Origin of the sequence: Rivularia sp. PCC 7116, assembly GCF_000316665.1 — a bacterium.
In the GTDB taxonomy this organism is placed as follows: Bacteria; Cyanobacteriota; Cyanobacteriia; order Cyanobacteriales; family Nostocaceae; genus Rivularia.
Window position 1 is genome coordinate 3985278 of the sequence record NC_019678.1, and the last position, 20382, is coordinate 4005659.

The following is a 20382-nucleotide window of genomic DNA, read 5'->3' on the forward strand; positions in this document are numbered from 1 at the left end:
GAGCAGTGAGTTAGAAATTACCAATTACCAATTACCAATTACCCATTACCTATTACCAATTCCCAATGCCCAATGCCCCATGCCCAATGCCCAATTCCCATCTTAAAAAAAGTCCATCATCCAAGGAGAAGTACCTGAAAATATTTGAGTTGCGTTAGCAAGTGAATTTTCTGTGCCATCGAGTTTTCCTGCAAGCTTTAATTGTTGGGGTGAGAATAATCCCGCATACAAAGATGCTAATCCTCTAATATCTAGCTTTAATTCACCTTTACCACCTTTAGCAATCTTTCCGCTTCCCTTAGCAACCGACAAAATGAATTTGCCGTTATTTTCTGGTATCAAATCGTCAGTTATTTCCAAATGTAATTCAGTTTCAATTCCTGAAGAATAACCACGTGTGGATAATGCTTTTTCTACATTTATTATCCGCAACATCCAACATTGCATAAACTTGATTTTGGCTGTTTGTTCGGGTAATAGTAATGCAAGATGATCGATTACAGAGCTACGCCAACGTATTTTATCTATTTGAGAGCGATGATTGTTAAGGAATGACCAAAAAGTTTGTGCCGCTGCATTTGTAAGAACAACCCAATCCCTAACCCGTAAAATTGCACCGTCTTCTGCTGGATGTTGACTAAATATTATATAACCTTCGGGTTCTTCAGCAGAACCGATAAGATAAGCATAAATACTACCTTTATCGGGAGTCATGATTCGATGCCAAATCGGTTTAGCGCGATTTAGATGTCCATTAATATTTTTTGCCTGCTTTTCGTATAGTTCGTAAAAGATTTGAGAGTCTGTAGGAACAGCTTTCATTGGTAAAGGTTGTTCGCGAATTTGAATACTCTGTGCCGAAGCTTCCCAACCGTAAAAACTACCCCCCTGCTCGTATCCCAATTTACGATAAAGCCGTTGAGTTGTCGGATAAAGTACCGAGATAGCGATACCCTTTATATACAGTTCCTTGAGTGTCTGCTGCATTAAACTTAACGCCGCGCCTGTTCCCCGATATTCCGCAGCAATACCAACCCCAGCAATTCCCGTCATTTCAACGCTTTTGGCACCCCACCATTGCGCCATTGGCACAACCGCCAATCCACCAATCACTTCCTTATTCCGGTGGATGACACGTAAATTCTCTATCTCCATGAGTTCGATCCAACTTTCTTCTTCATCTGGAGAACTTAAAAAACATTGTCCTAAAATACTCCCAAACTGCCGAGCATCTTCCCAGTTACAATTATTACTGTATACAAATTCCGACTTCATTACATTTACCATACATTCCCCATTTCAAAGAGTAGTATAGATAGATTGCATAAAGTCAAGATAGAAAATTACAATTTTGTAATTTATATAATCCTCTAAACAAATCCCCTTCTTGCTTTAACCTGTCTCTTAGTTGTCTTCGATCTATCGTTACTTAGTTAGTTTTATTTGTGCCTAACTACTTAACAGATTCTTCTTTTTATTAACCCCTAACTTCCAACTCCCTTTCATCTCATTCGCCAAAACATAACGCTGCCGCCAATTGTACCGATAATCATTCCACCGACAATAATTGCAAACGTAAATCCAACGGGAATACCTAAAAAATTGAAGCCGAAGATAAAAGAGCTACCGTCAAATACAGCTAAAAACCAGCCGATGGTGACAAGGGAAATATTAGTCCAGTTATATAAAAGTTTGTAGTGATTTAATAGTAAAGCTGTAAAAAATCCGCCGAGAGTACCACCTATAGTCATGCCAACAATCATACCTCTGCTAAAAATCTGACTTGAAGCATCCAGCAGAAACCATTGCCAGCCCAAAGTTAAACCAGCCAGAAAACTAACTCCCCAAATCAAAGTTATTAAAGCAACATGAGATGGCTTAATAACAGTTTTAGTCCACATCAACACTATACCAATAGTCAATCCTCCGATAGAACCGATAATGGCACCATAGCGGGTAAACTCAGACATAATATCCTGGGGATTGAGATGGTATGAAAGGTTTGATAAAAACAGAAAAAAAGTACCAATACTCAGAGCAACAGCCCAACCAAAGGCTATAAGGAATATTTTCATTGTTTTTTAAATCGTGAATGAATTATCAGGGGATGGGGAGAGCAGTGAGCAGTGAGCAGTGAGCAGTGAGCAGTTAACAGTGAGCAGTTAACAGTGAGCAGTGAGCAGTGAGCAGTTAACAAGTGAGCAGTGAGCAGTGAGTTAGAAATTACCCATTACCCATTACCAATTACCAATGCCCAATGCCCAATGCCCAATGCCCCATGCCCCATGCCCCATGCCCAATTCCCAATTACCAATTACTACTAACTTTTATTTATGAAACTGAGATTAACTGAAGGCGGTGTCGGCTCTACCTTGGTGAAGTTAACGATACCGATGGTGTGGGGTGTACTTGCGATAATTGCTTTTAATTTGGTAGATACATACTTCGTCGGGCAGTTGGGAACTGAGCCTTTAGCGGCGATGAGTTTTACGTTTCCCGTGGTGATGACTCTGGGTAGCTTATCTATGGGCTTGGGTGTCGGGGCTTCTTCGGTGATTTCCCGCGCTATCGGAGAAGGCGATCGCCAACGGGTGAAAAAGTTTACAACTAATAGTTTGACTTTGGCGCTAACTGCGGTTGTAATTTTTGCGATTGCGGGTTTCTTTACTATCGATCCCTTGTTTACTGCTTTGGGTGCGAGTGCTGATGTGCTGCCATTGGTGCGCGACTATATGCAGATTTGGTACGTTGGTATGGTGTTTCTGGTAGTGCCGATGGTTGGTAATAGTGCAATTCGCGCTTCCGGGAATACGCTAACGCCAAGTTTAATTATGATATTTGCAGCAGCAATAAATATTGCTTTAGATCCTTTATTAATTTTGGGAATAGGCGGTTTTCCTCGTCTGGAGTTGCAGGGTGCAGCAATAGCCACGGTAGTTTCGAGAGGTACTACCTTGATTGCTGCTTTAGTTGTACTGCACTTCAGAGAAAAAATGCTGTATTTAAAGCTGCCAACTATTGAAGATACTTTATGGTGCTGGAGAGATATTTTATATGTGGGTTTGCCTGCTGCCGGTAGCAGTATGATTAATCCAATTTCTATTGGTGTAGTTACAAGTCTTTTGGCAGGTTTTGGTGCTGAAGCTGTTGCTGCTTTTGGTGTTGCATCGCGGATAGAATCCTTTTCATTGATTGCTGTGGTGGCATTATCATCTTCGATTGCACCTTTTGTCGGGCAAAATTGGGGTGCGAAGAAGTATGCAAGGGTGGCTAAAGCTTTGCAGTTGAGTTTTCTATTTAGTTTATTTTGGGGATTAATGGCAGCAGGAGTTTTAGCAGCAACTGCGCCGACTTTAATTGCTTTCTTTAATCCAAATCCCGATATCGTTGCAATTGCTTCTCAATATCTATGGATTGTGCCTATTAGTTATGCAGGTGCGGGAATTATTTTAATTGCGAGTTCGGCTTTTAATGCTTTAGGAAAACCCATACCTTCGGTAATAATGACAGTAACGCGAATGTTCGTACTGTATATTCCCTTAGCCTATTTTGGCGGCAGACTTTACGGAGTTAACGGCATATTTGCTGCTGCCTGTATTTCTAATTTAATTGTCGGAATCGGCGCTTATGTTTGGAATCAGAAAGTTTGTAGCAGTCGAAATGCTGAAAATATTGAGATAGTTCGGAGTTAAATTATTTAAACAATATATTAGTTGGTAGTAGGGGCTTAAGCCCTTCTTTTTTTATTAGATGCAACCCGAGATAACTTGAAAATAAATCGCAATTTTGCTACTCATAAATTAGCTTATTTCCTCAGAGTCAAAATCTCTATCATTTGGTCCCGGCATCCATTTAGGGGTATAAATAGGTGATTTTGCTTCGACTCTACCGACAATTGATGCTGCCGCACCGCAAACAATAACTACTATTTGGGCAGCGTCTTGACCGTAGTTTACAGGTTCGGGTTTCTTTTGTACTATTGTATCGACATTGTTTCCTATAATCGGTGCAATTGCAGCGGTTGTTGTGAAAATAACACCCCAAAAAGTTTTGCTGCCAAATATGCTTTTTTTCTGTGAATGATTAGCTTTGGACTGTTGATTGTTTTGTTCTTGTGGATGGTTAAAAGCAGTCATAGTTTTATTTTTTCACTCCAAGATAAATTAAGATAGTTAACTGATTGTTTGTGATTTAAACTTCACCGTGCAAACTCTCGTTTCGGAAAGATTTACGAAAATAATTTGATTTTTTTAAGTAGATGCACGGTGAAGAGTTTTGAGATACAAGTTCTTATAGGGATTGTTTGGCTGACTTATGCAGTTTGAACCTCACCCCTTCCCCTCTCCTTATCAAGAAGAGGAGTTGAGTGCCTTTATCAGCCTTCAACTCAACTGATAACTTGCAGCAGTATGCAGAAGTAGGGTGCGTTACACTCCGCAATAACACGCCCTACGATTTTTTTTCAAAACCCCTTGCACCTCACGTAACGTGAGGGTTTAGATTCAAGATGTCGTTAATAAAAGTCTTGAACAAAAGGTGAATAGTTATGCAAACTTCTTGGAAAGTTGGCGAATTAGCTTCGCTGACTGGTTTAACTGTACGCACTCTTCATCATTACGATGAAATCAATCTTTTAAAGCCTTCTGAATATTCAAGTTCGGGACATCGTTTATATCGAGAAGAGGATATTATGCGACTGCAACAAATTCTTTCTTTAAGACAATTGGGTTTTAGTTTAGAAGAAATTAAAAATTGCTTGCATAATCCCGATTTTTCAACAGTAAAGGTGATTCAATCCCATATTAATCAATTAAATCAACATATAGAACTTCAGCAACAGCTAGCAAGACTGCTTAAAGGAATATCTGTTCATTTACAGGCTGAGGAAAAGGTTGATATAGACGATTTGATCAAAACAATTGAGGTTACAAAAATGTCTGAAGAATTATTTAATCAATATTACACCAAAGAACAGCGTCAATATTTAGAAGATCGCGCTCAAATGCTTGGCGAAGAAAAAATTCAACAGGGACAACAAGATTGGCAGGATTTGTTTGCAGCAGTAGAAGCAGAAATGAACAAAGGTACCGAACCAACCGACGCAAAAGTAATTGCTTTGGCTAAACGTTGGCAGGAATTAGTTGATAGTTTCACTGGCGGAAATCCTGGTGTTATGCAAGGTTTAAATAATATGGTGCAAGCGGAATATCCGACAATGCAGCAGCAATTTGGTTTTCCCGATGCTCGATTATTTGAGTATATTGCACAAGCTCAAGCAGCTATTGGTGAGATGAGGCTGCGTTGAATCATCTGCGTTAAATTGCCCTCAGCTGGAAGGCTGGGGCTACAGAAACGAAGCCCACCTTCGTGGGCTAAATAAAAAATAAATCTAAAGACGGGGCACAGTGCTACGTCTCTTAAACGTTGCATCAAACAAAATGTTATTTAGCAATATTTGTACTGCTAAATAACATTTCAAATAATATATTTTCTTTCCGCTAACGCGCTTTTTGCGAAATTGGGATGCTCCCTATAAATGGTTAGTAGTTGCGCTTTAGCGCCAAGCATATTTGGCGCTAAAGCGCAACTACTAACCTTGTTTCCGATTAACTCACTTTTAATTCATCTTCATCCACAGCGACAAAATATTCTGGTTTCTGAATTTCTTCTATTTCCACATCTTCAACTAATGCTAAAAATTCAGAGTTAGCAATAATTGCTGTATCTGTGGTACGACTAAATAATCCACTACGACGGCGGAATTCTTGGAAGCTTAATTGTCCGAATTCCAGATTAATTAAACCAATTTTATCGGTTCCTATTTGAAAATCTTCAATTGTATCGGCTTCATCTTTTGATTTACCACCGTCGCCAGGTTGAAATACAAATGTATCTATACCGGAGCCGCCGTCTAATTTATCTTTGCCTTTACCACCAAATAAAATATCGTCTTCGTCATTACCGATTAAAGTATCGTTACCAGATTCACCGAAGAATAAATCGTTTCCGTCTCCAGTATAGCGACCATCACCACCAAAATTTAAGAACTCGGCACCGTTAATTTCTTGATTGATAAAACTACCAATAACTATATCGTCTTTCTTCCCAGTTTTAGCTTTACCAATTAACAAAGTTGCAACATTCTCTTTATTAACGTCAATGATTCCTTTATAAGCACCATTGTCTTCTCGACGGATTAACAGTTCGTCAAAATCTTCTACAGGTAATTTATCGATGGATTCATAAGCTCTGATACCGAGCAAATCGCCAATTAAACCTTGCTGGTCAATTATATTATTAAAAGCTCTAACTACTCTACCGTGTTCGCTGCCAAAATCCGTAGCAAATTCCGAGATAGTACCGAAATCCATTTGAAAAGCTTCATCGGCAGTTACCGCTAATTCTGGATTTCCGGCAATGCTTTTTTCTCCTACATAGCTGCGGGAAAATACCGAAACGTCGGCGAATTTTTCCGGTGCTTGAGTTCCTTTTACTCTCCCATCTACGTCGTATATATCCTCATTTGCATCGTCAAATAACGGGTTTTCATCCCGATTTCTCGCAGAAGGTGGATCTAAAGCAGTAATTGTTCTTGCACCTTCAGTATTACCCGCCAAAAAGTTATTATTTTCTAACAACAGCCCGTCGCGGTAAATTCTTCCCATCTCTGAATTTACCAAAGAACCCAAACTATGACCAATTAAATTTAAACTCTCCGAAGCTTGTTGAGTGTCAATTCCATAAAAATCATTTAATGCCTTAACTGCAAATTCTGCAACCGGGCTAATCCAAGTAGCCGCTCGGAAATTTCCCTTACCAGGAATCCCAAACTCGACTCCTAACGCTTCGGAATTATTATAAGCCGCTTCTCTCCAATCTAATAATAGAACGCGATCGCCTGGTTTTGTTTGAGCAATTTTTTGGGCGGTATTAGCTATTTTACCGTCTGGTGCATCATTCCAACCGTGGACTATCAACCAGGTTTGTTCGGCTTGTGCGGGGTTATTAACTTCTACAAAACCTACTTTACGCGAACTAGGATTATTTCCTACAGTTTGGTTGAGTAAAACCCCTTCTTCGCTTCCTCCTGTAACAAATCCCTGTACTGCTAAATTTGAGTCAGTAAGATTTGGTGGTAAGGTATAAGGACCATTCACTCCGGTAATTGCATTGATTGTTGTTTGCGAACCCTCAGTTTGCAGCATCATGGTTTGATTGCTGCCTTTACCATCAGATGCAAGTTTGACGTTATAAGTAGTGCTGTTTGTTTCGACTTTAGTTGGTGTAATTTCTTGGATGTAACCAGCATCATCACCAATTTGAGTAACATTTATTTGATTGCTATTCTGAGGTATTGGTGAATTTAACGCTGCAATACTATTTGTTTGAGGTTTGGTAACGGTAAGTTCAAAATTTATCTCTTCATCTGGCTTCAAGAACACGTTTACCGTATCCAAAGATAAAGCAGAATCTTCGCTGCTATTTGTAGAAATAATATTACTCGTATCTTCGTCACCAATATTTAAAGTAGCTGTATTTTGATTTCCAAGAATTGCACCACCAGTCAAATTTACTAAAGATAAATTAACCGTTTCGCTACCTTCTTTTAAATCATCGCTGAAAATAGGAATAGCGACATTTTTCTCAATTTCTCCGTCGGCGAAGTTAAGTGCAATAGGAGCATTATCAAAATCTTCCCCCGCAGTAGCAGTACCGTTGCTTAAATTAACAGTAGCGCTAACTTCTCCTAAATCTCCCTCGGTACGAATTACCTTAGCCGATAAAGTCGATATTCCCGATTCAAAAGTATTAAATTCAGATTTTTCAAATTCTAATTTACCAGGACTTTCATTCGGATTAATATTATTATTGCGAGCAAATTCAATTAACTGTTTCCCAGCTTCAGTTTCATCCCAGGTATTAGAATTATAATTATTTAAATCTTCAAAAGGAGTTGCCTTCCCTAGCGCACCTTTCACATGAAAAATAATATCGTTGTAATCGGTATCGGAATTTCCATCTAAACGTAAATCCTCCATTCCGAACACACCACCATCAATTGTTCCCTTTACCAACTGCATGATTTGAACTGCTTTGTCGGGGTTAGCTGATGATAAAGAAAACAAAGGACGTTTATCGCCATCAACTGATGGATTCTCCAAAACATCTCGAAAATCACCTTGGGGAACTAACATCAAAGCAAAATTGTCCCCAGGGTTCATTTTAAAAGTTTGAATTCCCGAATAATCACCTTCATTTCTATCTTTTTCCCCTAACTCTCCCGTAAACTTCGCACCTTCAGAATCATCGTTGACAACAATATAGCCATTTGTAGAATTACTCAAAACCCGACGAGCAGCTTCTTGAATGTATTCATCAGAGCCAGGATTTAAACCTTCCATCCCCGTCAAATTAAAAATTCCCAACTCGCTTTCATAACCTCCAGCATCAAACAAGAGATCAATGGTAAACTCACCTGTCGTATCAACGTTAAAAACACCATTATCTAATTGCGGTATAAGCGTAATATCATCATCAGTTGATATCGGGTTTTGAAAGCTTCCCGAATTATTTTCAACTGGTAAATCTGGATTTAACGAGCTATCAACTGATGAAATATCAAGACTCTCAGAATTAATTATCGGATTTTCTAAATTATCCATGATATTGATAAAATAATATGTACGTCAACTGCAATGTGGATTTTAGACGTAGCATAAAATTCAGAATTAAATATGAAAATGCTTCGTGTATCTTAGTAATAATAAGGGTACATTAATATGTAGCCTGATATGGAAATATTGATTTTAGTCAAAGCTATTTTTATAGCAGCTTCGATTTAAAATCTATTTGCATAAATTATCTTTTAAATTATCTTTCCTAGACTGCTCCTGCTGGCTATATAGCTCAATCTCAAGACAATTTTGTGTTGATGATACTAATGTTACTGACTTATTTGTCAGTATAGAGTAGTTTATATCACAATTAAAATAAAAATACTGAAAAATCTTGCGATCGCCATTAAATATAGCCCATTTTTTTGTGAGGTATATTCAAACGGACAAGGATGTGCGATCGCGCAGCGTAACGCACCATCCACCGAATTACTTGCTATATTATTGAAGATTTCGATAGTTGTTTATTATTCATTGTCAGAAACCCGGTTTCTTTAGGCTTCAATTACCAACTACCAACTACCCATTACCAATTACCAACTACCGAAAATGATATAGAACACCAAAACGCGGTATATTTTCTGATATAAGCGATGGGGGGAAAGGATAGATGCCAAAAGTAATAGCTATCCTAAATGGAAAGGGAGGAGTTGGTAAAACCACAACTTCGATAAATCTTGCAGCATCTTTTGGGGAGAAAAAAAAGGTACTTTTGGTAGATGCGGACGTGCAAGGTTCGGCTAGTTGGTGGTTCTCAAGGAGTGATTCGGGGATGGGGTTCGATCTATCTCAAGAGACAAATCCAAAATTATTAAGTAGTTTACGCTCTATAAAAGGTTACGATTTAGTAGTAGTCGATACGCCTCCAGCGCTGCATTCTCGATCGCTAGCAGCAGTAGTTACCAATGCAGATTATTTGGTTTTGCCAACACCCCCAGCGCCAATGGATTTAGCTGCTTTGATTGATACAGTCAAAGAAGCAGTTGCTCCAGTGGGTACTCCCCATCGAGTACTGTTAACAAAAGTGGATACGCGAAGTTTGAGAGAAGCACTCGAAGCTCAAAATACTCTTTTAAATTTGGGAATTCCCGCTTGTAATGCATTTATTCGTATTTACAAAGCCCATGAAAGAGCAGCGCTTGATGGGGTAGCGATTACTCAATGGCGAGGAAAAAACGCACGGGAGGCGGAATCTGACTATCGCCGGGTAGCTGATGAATTACAGCGTGATTGGAGGAAATAATGCCTAGAAAACGTCTTTCAGATTTATTAAAAGAAGAAGTAAAAAAGCCAACTGAGGGTGAATCTACTATTGATGTTCCTGCATCTGAGGTAAAAGATATGAGTAAACAAGGTACAACTGCTGCTTCTAATGTTGATTTAGAAGCAACTGTTAAAGAATTGCAAGCAACTTTAGAAGAAACACGAAAAAACGAAGATACTTTACGCAAGCAAGCTGAAGATTTTCAATCTACAATTGGCGACCAAGAAAAATTATTCAATCAATTACAAAAAGAATTAGACGAAGCCAAAAAAGTTGGAGATTTGCAAGATAATGTAGAGGAACTTAAACAAGAATTAGCACAAGCAGGTAAAAACGAAAAAAGCTTAGAGAAGCTAATCGGAGAGTTACAGCTAACTTTAAAAGAGAAAGATGAACATATAGAAAAGTTAGGAAATTTTCAAGATACTGTAGAAGACGTTAAAAAAGAATTAGCTACGGTTCGTAAACAAGAAAAAGCCCTACAGGCAGAAGTTGAAGAATTAAAAATACATTTAGCTGAAAAAGAAGCTTCAACACAAAGACTTACGGATGAACTATATGCTGCGAAAAAAGATGCCCTACAGTTAGCAGAAGCAAACACCAAGCTGACAGCAGAAATGAATGCAGCCCAGAAGATTGCTGAGATAGAATCTGCTGCACCATCACCTGCTTCCAGAAAACCTGCTACAAAACAAAGAGTTCCGAATCAGTCAGCGATAACTCAACCAAAGAAAGATTATTCCTCATCATTAGCTTACAGGAAACATTACTCTCGTCCAACTGGTCCTTTGCCTGACAATTCATCTAATGGACAATCTAATGGTTCCCCCATGTGGTTGTTGGATTAATCGGTTAGCAGTTAATTGTTAATGGCTTGAACAACTAACAACCAACAACCAACAACTAACAACTAAAATCTAACATCTCTTTAGCGGTAGCTTGAGGCTGTTCTAAATGAGGAACATGTCCGCTATCTTTTACCCAAGTCAAGGTACTATTAGGAACTGCTCGTTGAAATTTATGAGCATCCTTAGTACCTAGAATTTTGTCACTATCTCCCCACAATATCAGGGTTTCTGGCTCAATCTCTACAAGCTGATTCGCTTTAAAAGGTTGATAACCACCGCTTTTAGTAAAAGCAATTAAAGCTTTATTCCAATCAGGCATTTCTAAATGCATCGCACCGCAAAATAAAGCATCTTCGGTGGCAAGCTGCTTATTTTTATAAGCTGTACGGCTGATACTTTGTCTTATCTTACGATTTTTCAAAAATTCTGTTGCGAAATAATCTAATGGTGGAAACATGATTTTACTTATGGGAGAGCCGCCAGTTAAACCCGCACTATCGATTAATACCAGCTTTTCTACTGCTTCGGGATAAGTCAAAGTAAAATCAATCGCTGCCGCCCCTCCCATGGAAGCACCTACTAAAATCACCGGTTGATTAATCAAGTTTTTCCAAAAACAATGCAGATGAGTTTTAATTTGATCGGGATTAAACTTTATCCCGGCAAGCCTATCTGTAAAACCAAAACCCAATAAATCAACAGCCCAAGTTTCGCGATTTTCTGCCAGTAAAGGTAAAAGACGACGGTATTCCAAAACCGAACTATCAAATCCGTGTACTAGCAAAAACGGCTTACCACCGCTACCTTGATGCACGTAAGTTGTGGTAATCGGTTGCTTGCTTAAAGGAGTTGTTAGAGGTATTTGCTCTATCTTCTGAGCAAGAGCAATCGAGGCAGATTCTGTTAATTGCTCCACCCCGCCAGGAAGAAATTTAGGAAACATATAACGCTACGCGAAGGTTTAAGGTCAAAGGTTACAGGTCAAAGGTTCTAAGTCTTCATTAATGTCCTAACCGGCATTACGTAGTGCAATAAATCTTAGTTTACCAGCCTAGGACTCGAATAAGTAAACATTACTGGTTGAAGTCGGAGAGAGGCAAGAGTTGGAAAGCAATGTCTTTTACTTATTCTTTACATACCTATATATCTGTAAAATCTACTTATCTCTTACGACATATGCATTTGAGATAATACAAGCCTGAATCAATTATTTATTTTTTCAATGAATCAACCAAAAATAGGTATATTTTTATCAAAATAAAAAATACACTAATACTCCGTATAAATCCTATGTATTAAATAGGATATGTAATTCGAGAAATGTCTTATATGGGGGAGTTTGTGAGGATGCCAAAAAGAATATATTGGATTGATGGTTGGAAAGGTATTGCAACAGCTTTGCTTGTCTTAGGCAACGTATTAGACTTGCATCATGCTAAATATATTTTCTGGTTTCATATACCGCTTTTTTTATTTGTTAGCGGATATATGTATAGTGAGAAGTATGATTATTTTTCTTTCTTTAAATATAAATTTAATCGTTTAATTGTTCCTTATCTTTCATTTTTAACTTTATTTAGCCTTCCTGCCGTTATCGTATATATACAAAATATTTTAGTCACTAAACAGCTTGATTCTCTATATGAGTTACTCTTATTCGTTGTTAAGCAACTGTATGGTGGGAAGATATTAACTGATTGTTTTTCTTTGTTTTGGGTGATAACCTGTTTATTTTTCACTCAGCAACTATACAATCTGATTTATACCAAAATTGACGGCGATAGATGGTTAATGAAAATAATCATGTTAGATGCTTATAGTTTGGCAATCATTGATTACTTATTTTTTAGAGATATAATTTTTCCTTGGAATATTGATGCAGTGCTAATGGCGCTACCATTTTATTGGCTTGGACATATGGCATCTCAAAATAAAAATATTTTTGATTCTATAAAATTACCTTCTGCCGCAGCTATTATCCTGCTGGCGATGTTTTTAATAGATAAATTATCTCCTATTGAATTGATATTTGATATGAGACACAAAATCTATGGAATACCAATTATTAATCTAGTCATAGCTGCCTCTGGGATAGTTATATTTTTACAGATTGCACAAGCTATACATAAACATAAATTATTCAACAGTATTTTCGGTGAAATTGGTACTGCATCAATGGCAATAATTTACTTACACCAACCCATTCAAATATTTGTAAAACAAGTATCGTTTCTAGATGAAGTTGTTATTCGGTTGATTGCTGCTTTATTCATTCCATACCTAATTTATAAAATTATTATTAACTTTTCTGTAACTAGAAAGTTTCTCTTAGGAGAATTTAAACCTTTAGCAAATGTGAAATTAAAAAAATTATCCAAAGTCTGACTTGTTAATTGAATACAGCTATCGCAAAAACACCCCAAACCATTTCGGTTTTTACCACTGCACAAACCAAAGCAAAAATATCTACACTATATCAAATGCTCTTCAATAGCTATATGACTATTCAACGAGCATTCTATATATTTAATCATATTGAGGGGTAATTATAATGTCTAAAAATACAGAAGTATTACCAGCAGGAGTTAATTCCCATGGGGAAGCGATAAGTCGGCTGGAAACAGCTATTGTCGAAGCTGTTGTAGAAGCCCGTTCGACTTGCGAAACTAATGGCAGTAATTCTACTGACTGTGCTGTAGCTTGGGATATTGTAGAAGAATTGCAAGCTGAAAAATCTCATCAAAAGCAAGCAAAACAAATCAAAAACTCATTGGATAATTACTGCGATCGCAATCCTGATGCATTGGAATGTAGAGTATACGATATCTAGTATTTTTTAGTTGTAATCTAAAATCTAATGACTCCCTTTTAGTTTCAAGGGAGTTTTTTTATGTTTGTAAATAGCTACTTAAATGCTCATTTTGTCAATATCAGTATCTGTAAGGCTTACTTTGAGTATTTTAAGTTACAGCAAAATTTACAATTATTCATGCAAACATGGAAGATTTTTCAATGATTTTTGACTATGTATTATGCAAATAATACAAGTAGTAGGTTATGTGCTGCTTTTTAAGAGATTAAATTAACGATTTATAGGATGATTTTGAAAGTTGAATAAACTGCTTCTCTCAGCATAACAATATCATATTTTGGCTCAAAGTCTTGTAATCTCGTGTATTAATTGAGAATAGAGTCAATAGTAATGTTTATGTAAATGAGTGTTAAGGGATTGTAACGGAATATGAATACAAAAGTTTGATGGGTGGGGGAGTAATTAGTAAGTTTTGATTATTTAAAGTTGATTTTTTGTTATTTGTGCGGTGTTGATTTAGATTGATTATTTGGGAGACTGCTTGTTACGTCGATTAGTTTGCAACCACATGATAATTCCGGTGAAGCAGAGCATGAGAAGACCAAAAGCATTGAAAAAAGGGTAAATCATCTCAAGATTAATGCGACCGAATTTGCCTCTATGCCATTCTAAAAGCCAAATAAATTCCTGGCTTTTACCGGCTATTGCTGCTATTTGAAATAAAGAACCTGTAATTAGAGTTAATACTGCGGGGAAAAGTATTATTGGAGCAAATAACGAATGTAGTTGGCGAATTCGAGCTTTGTTTAAAGTCATAGATAGCTGGTTTGAGATTTAAGGTAATTCAAGTTTTAGTGATAGATATAGTTGATTTATCTGTATTTAGCAAAATAAATAAATCCAGTTCCTCCGAGAAGTAGTAAGAAAACGATTTCTCCCGGTTGTGGAATCAGATGTGTACTATTTTTGGTAAATTTATTTTCTGAATTAGTTGCTTGCCGATTGAATTTTAATTGTTTTGGTGTTGGGGAGATGTTTATAGGTGTTTCCAGATTTTTAATTTTTAAATTATCAGATGAATTAGGCTGAGTACTTTCTCTATGAAAGCGTCTTTCATGTGCTGTTGAAGGTATGTTTTGTATTAGTAAACAAATAATTACTATTAAATAAATTATAAAAGTGTGACTTATTGGTGATTTCATTACTTTGTCAGATTGCTTATAGAGTAGAGTATCGCAGGTGCAGATGAAATCAAGATGAAATAAAGGGAGTTGCTGATTAAAAGTATGAATTGCCCCCGCGAGCCCCCAATTATGGGGGAACAAGATAATTGAAAGTCCCCCATTTTGGGGGGATTTAGGGGGCATCACTATGAAGGAAAAATAAATTCATACCCGGATTCAGCAACGCCAAATAAACTATTATCTAGTTCAAACTAAAACATTACTCTTGTCTTCTTATAAAATTACCTATTGTATGAGAGGGCGGGAGAAAAAATATTTTTTACATGTAATCTCACAACCGGGAAGAAATTAATAGAAATAAGATTTCATACCTATTTCATAAGTGCTTGCCAAACTAGTTATTGTGTCAAGTAGCTAGTTAAATATGAAAAATCAGTTATTAAAAAACATGGCGATCGCTGTGGTAGTTGTCATAGGAATATTGCCTGCTGCACAAGCACAGCAGCGGAATTCCGTCGCACATCCGCGCACGCCTTACCGATTATCTTTTTATAACCGTCATCGACGCAGTTATAGAGTTGCTAGTGCATTGCATTTTGCTCACAGTAAGTTACACGATGTTTTACTGTTAACTGCTTTTGAAAATCATGCAGCCGAAGATAAGAAGCTGTACAAACAGGTTATTAATTTCTATAAAAAACCACCGCGTATTGAACCAACAATGGAATTATACGCACCATATACAGCACGAGCAACTTGGCAACTATTCCGTACTATCGATTCTATTCATCTACTGCATGAAATGACTGAAGATGTCATGTCAGATAAAGATATTGCTTGGAATCAGAAGGGAAAAGCACTTAAGGAAGCCTATGAAATATATAAAAATAAATATAAAAATATAGCTTTTTCTCCAGCACCTTTAGATGTAACCATGCGTCGCGCTGGGGTAATGATGAAGCCCTATTTTACTTTAACTCGCAATTATTATCCTCAAAATAATAACTTCTTTTATGCCGCTCACTGGTGGCATCCTGCGGTTTACGAATCAATGATGATTGGTGGAAACGATAAGGAGCAGGATGCAATGATTCAAAAAATGGAAGATGTGTTTCAAAATCAAGTTGTTCCAAATCCACCAATGCGAATGTTGTTAAGTCGTGAAGGAGCGCCAAGATACAGTCGTTTATCTCCAGAAACGGCGAATGTTTTTGATAATTTGCATATGCTTCACGGTATTACCTACGATATTTTTGCCTATGAAGGTTGGACAATTAAGCAAAAGCGCGCTGAGCTTTATCGGGTATTAAAAGCTTTGAGCTATCAACCGGGAGATGAAAAATTAGTTCGTAAATTTAATGTTCCCAAACCTAATTTTAATCCTTTAGTTTATGACGAATGGGCAAAAAGTTCCAATGGTGCCATGACGCGGATGATGATGGAAATGGCAATGGAAATGATGCCGATGATGCACGGAAATATGAATCAAGAAATGCATCAAAAAATCATGGCTCAGTTGAAAATGAAGTTAACACCGGGTATTCAAGAAGGGGAAATTCCGGGTTCTTGGATTGATGCCATGAAGGTTTTGATGCCAAATATGAAAATGTCACCGGAAGCAATGCAGCCAGGAAAAATTAATCCGATGATGGTGAACATTATGCTTGATGGTTGGCGGGAAAAATACGGCAGCTTGCCCGATATTGAGCCTATTTCAATGGATATTGAACCTTCTGCAAAAAATATATTATCTTCTCGCAAATTAAGGATTAATAAAATCGCGGAGCAAAGAGATTAAGAGAGATAGGTAATAAAGGTTTAATCAATCATCAAAATAGGCGAGCAGGTAGGGTTAAATGAATAGACATAATTGTAAATATACGGGTAAATTTCTAGCTCAATTATTTTTGGGGATAGCTGCTGTTGCTTTATTTTCTGATACGGTTGTAGCTGCGGATCATTTAAATTTAGAAGAAGGATTACCAACGGAAGTTGAAGATGCTTATCCGGTTCCCTATCAAGGTATTGAATTACAAGGTGCGGTAAAATATGACCGGATTAATGGTAAAGATAGTTTTGTTGTTGAACCGCGTTTAGAATATGGTTTTGCTCCTAATTGGCAGGGTAGAATTGCGGTTCCGTTTCAAAAGGGCGATGATTCGGATGGTATTGGAGATGTGGGAGTGGAAGTTTTCTACAATTTCAATACCGAAACTTTGAAAACTCCTGCTTTTGCTGTTTCTGTTGGGGTGGATGCTCCTACAAGTGAAGGTAGTGCGGGTATTGACCCTACCGTTAAATTTATAATGACTAAGACATTGGGAACTGGTGCAAATTTAGATAGATTTCATCTCAATGCTAGTTATACCTTTAATGATGCGAACAAAGACGATGAAAGAAGAAGCGTTGTGAAAGCGGTTGCTGGTTACAGTCGTCGTTTAAATCCGCAAACTATTTTGGTAACAGATTTTGTTTACGAACAAGAGAAGGAAGAGAATGCAGATAGTTATGTTGTGGAATTAGGTATTCGTCAACAAGTTACTCCTTTAACGGTTTGGAGCGTTGGTGCTGGGATAGGTTTAGATAACGATTCTCCTGATTTTAGAGTTACGGGTGGTATTCAGAAGTCTTTGTGAGAGCTAAGAGAGGCGGAAGAGGGGTAGATAATTATGCAAGACTCCTAACTTCTGACTTTTAGTAAGAGCGATATTCCTTAAAAACTTGGATTTCTCCATTGTTGTTAAAAGAGACTACAGGAAAAGGATCTTTTTTATTCCCCATTTCCATTCCCGGTGTACCTGAAGGCATTCCGGGTACTGATAAACCTATTTTGTTGGGAGATTGAGCGACAAAACGTTTAATATCATCAGCAGGAACATGTCCTTCCATTACATAACCGTCAATAATTGCGGTATGACAAGATTCTAATTGTTGGGGTACTTTATACTCTTGCTTAATGGCTGCCATTTCTTCAGTTTTAATATCATCTTTGATTTTAAAACCATGTTTTTGCATGTGTTTTACCCAGTCTTCGCAGCAACCACAATAAGGGCTGCGATAAACGGTAACTTCTTTGGCTCCTGAATACAACGGTTGAGTTTCTTTATCCCATACGCTCTTCATTGCTTGAGCTTGATTTCCCGTAAATGGCAGCCAGTAAAATATTCCTGCCATTATTAAAATAATTATGCTTCTGATTATATAGATAGACATTCTTCATAAACCTCTTGTAGATTTTAGATTGAAGATTAAGAAGTTAAGAATTAATAATTAATCTCCCCTTATCTCCTTTTCTCCCCATCTCCCCTATTTCCAATTAATTCAACTGTAAAAATACTACCCTTCCCAACCTCACTTTCAACATTCAAACTACCTCGATGGGATTTTATAATAGCTTGCGCGATCGCTAATCCCAAGCCCGAGCCACCAGTGTGTCTGGAGCGGTCATCATTAACTCGATAAAAGCGGTCAAAAATGTGAGATAATTCTCTATTGGGAATACCAATCCCCGTATCTCTTACTTGAATTACAGCTTCATTTTCATAACTTTCTAAAACAACGTCAACTTTACCACCAGGTGACGTATATTGAATCGCATTAACTATCAAATTAGAAAATAACCGATAAAGCTGCTCGGAATCACCAATAATATTTATCGGTTTATCAACTTTGATTGTAGATATTAGATTTACTTTCGCCGCAATCGCCATTGCTGCAAATTCCTCGATCAAATCGTTGATAATATCATTCAAACAACATACTTCTACTTGCAGAGAAATAGAGTCTCTATCAAAGCGCGAAAGCATTAGTAAATCTGTAACTAAATTAGTAATTCGCTGATTTTGACGTTTTATTGTTCGGAGAATATCCCAGATTTCTGCTGCATGTAAATTTGGTGCTAAAAATGCTGAATCAACCGTTGCTTGAATTGCTGCTAAAGGAGTACGTAATTCATGGGCTGCATCGGCTGTAAATTGCTGAATTTGCCTGTAAGATTGATAAATTGGTCGCATTGCTAAACCCGATAACCACCAACTAGCAATAGCAACCATAATCATTGCCATTGGTAATCCGATTAACAAACTTAATTTAACTGCATCCATGTAGCTGTTAACATCGGCAATATTTCGTCCAACTTGTAAATATCCCCAGTTAAGATTATTCTTTGCTTGCAAAGACAGGGAAATTTGATGGTAAGAGTTACCAGCATCGTCTTTAATGGTTTGCCAAAGTTGATTTTGGAAGGGAAACTTTGATTTTTTCGGTAATGAGCCAGCAATTGCAATCAAATCACCGGAATTGTTAAATAAACGTACATAATAGTTTTGGTTAATTGCGTTTAAAACATCTGTTTGGGAACTAACTTGTGGGGATATACAACCCGATTCAACAATACAAATATTTGGTAGTAATTCCTTGACTACTGGTGATAATTGTTTTGGCTGATTGAGCTTTGATTCTAAATTATTGTGTAAAGTTTTGGCTATAAACTCTAATTCTCTATCTAAAGCAACTTCATGGGCATGAGATACTGTTATGTAAAGACCAAATCCACATACAGTTAAAATCAAACCCATTACAATAGCGTACCATAACGCTAAACGGATTCGAGTACGCTCAAATAGTTGATTTTGCTTCATTCTTATAGTTAATTTTTCATAATTAATTTTGCATAATTAATTGTAAATACGATTAGCATGAATATTAAAACGATAGCCCATACCGTGCAAAGTTTCGATTGGATTGCCACAACCACTTTGAGCTAATTTTCTTCGCAATAAACGTACTTGTGCTGCAACTACATTACTACTCGACTCTGCATTTACTTCCCAAAGCTGATTGCGAATTTGTTCGGTGCTTAAAATTTGGTTTGGATGCTGCATAAAATATTCTAATAGCTGAAATTCTTTTGCTGTCAAACTTATTTCTTGCTTATCTTTTAGAGATTTACTATTAAATACAGTGCTACTACCGTAATCCAAAGTTAAATCGTTAATAGTTAGCTGTTGGGGTTGAAAATATGGTACTCTTCTTTGCAAAGCTCGTAATCTTGCCAATAACTCTTCCATTCCAAACGGCTTTACTAAATAATCATCCGCACCAGCATCCAATCCAGCCACCTTATCTTCCATACTATCTTTTGCTGTTAGCATCAATACTGGCAGAGCGCTTTTACTATTACGCAGTTTTTGACATAATTCCAAACCAGAAATACCTGGAAGCAGCCAATCAAAAATAGCTAAAGTGTAATTAGTCCATTGATTTTCTAAAAATTCCCATGCTTCGCTACCATCCTTAACCCAGTCAACCAAATATTTTCTCTGAATTAAAACCCGTTTAATTGCTGCGCCCAAATCTGGTTCGTCTTCTACTAATAGCACTCTCATGCGATGGTAATTGGTAATTGGTAATTGGTAATTGGTAATTGGTAATTGGTAATGGGTAATTGGTAATTGGTAATTGGTAATTGGTAATTGGTAATGGGTAATTGGTAATTATATATATTTTGACAAAATAAATTTTAATTATTTTTGTAAGTTGAGAATTTTAATTATTTTTTTTAATCATAGCATTTTTTGCGTTTGTTAATAAAGTTTAT

The 20382-nt window shown here is 37.1% G+C and carries 18 protein-coding genes; 8 read left to right on the top strand and 10 right to left on the bottom strand.

Annotated elements, in window-relative coordinates; translation table 11 throughout:
• Positions 1–102 precede the first annotated feature (102 nt).
• The gene (gene eis / locus RIV7116_RS15490; RefSeq protein ID WP_015119243.1) at positions 103–1287 is read right to left on the bottom strand and encodes an enhanced intracellular survival protein Eis; all 1185 of its coding nucleotides are present in this window, start codon (positions 1285–1287) and stop codon (positions 103–105) included.
• Positions 1288–1502: 215 nt separating this feature from the next.
• Complete coding sequence (locus tag RIV7116_RS15495; protein WP_015119244.1) at positions 1503–2075, bottom strand: hypothetical protein; 573 nt, start codon at positions 2073–2075, stop codon at positions 1503–1505.
• 258 nt (positions 2076–2333) lie between these two features.
• Here RIV7116_RS15495 and RIV7116_RS15500 point away from each other — a divergent pair, with 258 nt between their 5' ends.
• The gene (locus tag RIV7116_RS15500) at positions 2334–3692 is read left to right on the top strand and encodes an MATE family efflux transporter (RefSeq protein ID WP_015119245.1); all 1359 of its coding nucleotides are present in this window, start codon (positions 2334–2336) and stop codon (positions 3690–3692) included.
• Between the two features lie 108 nt (positions 3693–3800).
• On the opposite strand, the gene RIV7116_RS15505 is transcribed toward RIV7116_RS15500, so the two are convergent.
• The gene (locus RIV7116_RS15505) at positions 3801–4136 is read right to left on the bottom strand and encodes a hypothetical protein (RefSeq protein ID WP_015119246.1); all 336 of its coding nucleotides are present in this window, start codon (positions 4134–4136) and stop codon (positions 3801–3803) included.
• Between the two features lie 410 nt (positions 4137–4546).
• On the opposite strand from RIV7116_RS15505, the gene RIV7116_RS15510 reads away from it, so the two are divergent.
• Positions 4547–5305, top strand: a complete 759-nt coding sequence (locus RIV7116_RS15510; protein ID WP_015119247.1) for a MerR family transcriptional regulator — start codon at positions 4547–4549, stop codon at positions 5303–5305.
• 301 nt (positions 5306–5606) lie between these two features.
• Here the strand turns inward: RIV7116_RS15510 and RIV7116_RS15515 are convergent, their stop codons facing one another.
• Positions 5607–8663, bottom strand: coding sequence for a DUF4114 domain-containing protein (locus RIV7116_RS15515; protein ID WP_015119248.1), 3057 nt, complete (start codon positions 8661–8663; stop codon positions 5607–5609).
• Positions 8664–9285: 622 nt separating this feature from the next.
• On the opposite strand from RIV7116_RS15515, the gene RIV7116_RS15520 reads away from it, so the two are divergent.
• Positions 9286–9918: a ParA family protein gene (locus tag RIV7116_RS15520; RefSeq protein WP_015119249.1), complete on the top strand. Its 633-nt coding sequence runs from the start codon at positions 9286–9288 to the stop codon at positions 9916–9918.
• A complete protein-coding gene (locus RIV7116_RS15525; RefSeq protein ID WP_015119250.1) occupies positions 9918–10787 on the top strand; it encodes a hypothetical protein in 870 nt (289 codons plus the stop codon). Before RIV7116_RS15520 ends, RIV7116_RS15525 begins: the two co-directional genes overlap by 1 nt.
• 55 nt (positions 10788–10842) lie before the next feature.
• Here the strand turns inward: RIV7116_RS15525 and RIV7116_RS15530 are convergent, their stop codons facing one another.
• A complete protein-coding gene (locus RIV7116_RS15530; RefSeq protein WP_015119251.1) occupies positions 10843–11730 on the bottom strand; it encodes an alpha/beta fold hydrolase in 888 nt (295 codons plus the stop codon).
• A 404-nt stretch (positions 11731–12134) separates the two neighbouring features.
• Here RIV7116_RS15530 and RIV7116_RS15535 point away from each other — a divergent pair, with 404 nt between their 5' ends.
• Complete coding sequence (locus RIV7116_RS15535; RefSeq protein ID WP_015119252.1) at positions 12135–13172, top strand: acyltransferase family protein; 1038 nt, start codon at positions 12135–12137, stop codon at positions 13170–13172.
• A gap of 166 nt (positions 13173–13338) precedes the next feature.
• A complete protein-coding gene (locus RIV7116_RS15540; protein ID WP_015119253.1) occupies positions 13339–13617 on the top strand; it encodes a Calvin cycle protein CP12 in 279 nt (92 codons plus the stop codon).
• Positions 13618–14124: 507 nt separating this feature from the next.
• Here the strand turns inward: RIV7116_RS15540 and RIV7116_RS15545 are convergent.
• Positions 14125–14415, bottom strand: coding sequence for a hypothetical protein (locus RIV7116_RS15545; protein WP_015119255.1), 291 nt, complete (start codon positions 14413–14415; stop codon positions 14125–14127).
• Between the two features lie 56 nt (positions 14416–14471).
• Positions 14472–14801 carry a hypothetical protein gene (locus RIV7116_RS15550; protein ID WP_157229288.1) on the bottom strand — a complete coding sequence of 110 codons (330 nt, stop codon included), beginning with the start codon at positions 14799–14801 and terminating at the stop codon, positions 14472–14474.
• Between the two features lie 406 nt (positions 14802–15207).
• Here RIV7116_RS15550 and RIV7116_RS15555 point away from each other — a divergent pair, with 406 nt between their 5' ends.
• On the top strand, positions 15208–16581 hold the full coding sequence (locus RIV7116_RS15555) for a hypothetical protein (RefSeq protein ID WP_015119257.1): 1374 nt from the start codon (positions 15208–15210) through the stop codon (positions 16579–16581).
• 58 nt (positions 16582–16639) lie between these two features.
• Entirely contained in the window at positions 16640–17419 is a 780-nt protein-coding gene (locus RIV7116_RS15560) for a transporter (protein WP_015119258.1), read from the top strand.
• A 58-nt stretch (positions 17420–17477) separates the two neighbouring features.
• Here RIV7116_RS15560 and RIV7116_RS15565 read toward each other — a convergent pair whose 3' ends face one another.
• From RIV7116_RS15565 to rppA, 3 genes are all read right to left on the bottom strand, one after another.
• The gene (locus RIV7116_RS15565; RefSeq protein ID WP_015119259.1) at positions 17478–17996 is read right to left on the bottom strand and encodes a DUF411 domain-containing protein; all 519 of its coding nucleotides are present in this window, start codon (positions 17994–17996) and stop codon (positions 17478–17480) included.
• Positions 17997–18064: 68 nt separating this feature from the next.
• Positions 18065–19423: a two-component system sensor histidine kinase RppB gene (gene rppB / locus RIV7116_RS15570; RefSeq protein ID WP_015119260.1), complete on the bottom strand. Its 1359-nt coding sequence runs from the start codon at positions 19421–19423 to the stop codon at positions 18065–18067.
• A gap of 36 nt (positions 19424–19459) precedes the next feature.
• A complete protein-coding gene (gene rppA / locus RIV7116_RS15575) occupies positions 19460–20170 on the bottom strand; it encodes a two-component system response regulator RppA (RefSeq protein WP_015119261.1) in 711 nt (236 codons plus the stop codon).
• Positions 20171–20382 lie beyond the last annotated feature (212 nt).